General features: G+C 69.0%; 2 protein-coding genes. Both read right to left on the bottom strand.

The genetic code is table 11. The features are described 5' to 3' along the window. Window positions 1-283: 283 nt before the first annotated feature. Complete coding sequence (locus CM1CMNOD_RS13640; RefSeq protein WP_013874185.1) at window positions 284-961, bottom strand: AIM24 family protein; 678 nt, start codon at window positions 959-961, stop codon at window positions 284-286. Between the two features lie 213 nt (window positions 962-1,174). Beyond that, window positions 1,175-2,014 (bottom strand): AIM24 family protein (locus tag CM1CMNOD_RS13645; protein WP_131774014.1); only part of this gene is annotated, 840 nt, incomplete at its 5' end.

Consider the following 2,014-nt stretch of genomic DNA (forward strand, 5'->3'; position numbering starts at 1 on the left):
GGTAGCCGCCTGGCTGGCCGGGCGGGGGCGGATATCCACCGGGAGCTGCGCCGCCGGGGTAGCCACCCGCGGGCGGACCGCCGAATCCACCGTGGCTCATCATCGAATCCTCTCACCCATGCGTGCCGCGCAGTGGGCCGGACGCCGCGTCACCGGCAACCCGTGTCGCGTGCGGCCGGCACGTCACACACGATCCCCGTACCAGACCCGTGTGCCGCCCGCGCCAGCCGTGGCACCCGCGTCACTCACATCACCCGTACCAGCCATACCAGCCGCGCCCCGGTCAGCCGCGTACCGAGAAGTTCGGCCGTTCGTCCTCGCTCGGCTGGACCACGACGAAACCCTGGCCGGAGAAGCCGAGCTGGAACGCCTCCCCGGAGCCACGGCCGATCAGTCCGCCGAGCCGGACGGTCCGCCGCGGCTGGACCTGCAGGCCGTCGGTGAAGGCGACGAGCGCGTCGGTGTCGACGAACGTCTGCGCCTCCCGGGTGTCCAGCACGACCGGACTGCCCTTCGCGGTCATCGCGACCCAGCCGTGACCGCGGATGACCACGTTGAACATGCCCATGCCGGAGAGCATGCTGACGCCGCGGACACGTTCGATCCCCCACTGCAGACTGGCGTCGAAGGCGAGGATGTTCTTGCCGTTGACGGACAGGCCCTCGCCGGCCAGTTGGGCGACGATGACCTCCTTGCCGTAGTCGGCCAGGTAGAGCAGGCCCTGGCCGACCGCGGTCATCAGCGGTACGCCCTCGCCGGTCGCCCACGAGGAGGCGATCCGGCCAAGCTGTGGGGGCTGCGGGTTGAAGTCGACCAGACCCTCATAGGCGATCATGGATCCGGTCCGGGCGAACAGGTCCTGCCCGGGCTGCATGACCACTTTAACGATCTTGGAACCGTGCCTGCTCATCCGGTCCATGATCTGCGTCTGCCCGAAATGATCCATCAACGTTCCGTACACGGCTGCCTCCCTCCCGCTGTCCGCAAGCCTCCGGGTACCTGCCGAAAAAAATCATCGTACGCTTTTCCACCAGACCGTCCGAGAATTTCCGAGGCCGGGCGAAGAAACCAGGGCTGCGATGGCGAAAATATCGCCGCGTGTTCTCCGGCCACCCGGCCACCCGGCCGCCGGCGGACGGCCGACCGCGTCAACCGGTATCCGTCGGGCATGCCCCTAGACCTCGTACGGCTGGACGACCACGAAATGGCCCTGGAAACCCATGAACTGCAGGGCCAGGGACTCGCCGCTGCTGCCGGAGTAGATCTGCCGGGAGATACGCACCTGGGTCGACACGCTCACCCGCATCCCGGACGTCCAGGCGACCAGGGCGTTCATGTCGGCGAACGTCGGCCCGGCGACGTTCAGCGTCATCGGCGTCCCCTTGGTCATCACCACGATCGTCCCTTGCCCGGACACCTCGAAGTGGAAGAAGCCACCGCCGGGGATACCGGGACTCTCGATACGTCTGACCTCGGTGCGCAGGGAGCTGTCGAACGCCAGGATGTTCCTCGCGTTGATGCACAGCGACTGGCCGTTGAGCTCGACGATGTGCAGGTCGCTGGCGTCCTGGGCGAGAAAGACCTCGCCGCGGCCCTTGCAGGTCATGAGTTTCAGGCCCTGGCCGGTGAGCTTGTTCTCTATCAGCCCGCGTAGGCCGGAGCTTTTGTAGTCGAAGTCGATGTCGCCCTGGTAGGCGACCATCGACCCGCGCAGGGCGAGGACCTCCGGCCCCTGACCGAGGGTGGCCCGGACCAGCTTGCCGTTCTGCTGCGTCCAGCGGCCGGCCGCGGGGACCTCCCGATAGGGGTTCAGGCTGTTCATCGCGCCCGGCGCCACCGGCTGGATCTGGGACGGCAGAACCTCGGTCGGCCCGAACCCACCGGGTGCCGGCTGGCCGTATCCGGGCACCTGCTGGGGCGGGACGCCGCCGGCGCCCCCGGGCGGGCCGTACCCGGCGGCGGGCTGGGCGTGGCCCGGTGCCGGCTGCCCGTAACCCGGCCCGGCCGCCGCCGG

Origin of the sequence: Protofrankia symbiont of Coriaria myrtifolia (assembly GCF_900634755.1) — a bacterium.
GTDB classification, from domain to species: domain Bacteria; phylum Actinomycetota; class Actinomycetes; order Frankiales; family Frankiaceae; genus Protofrankia; species Protofrankia coriariae.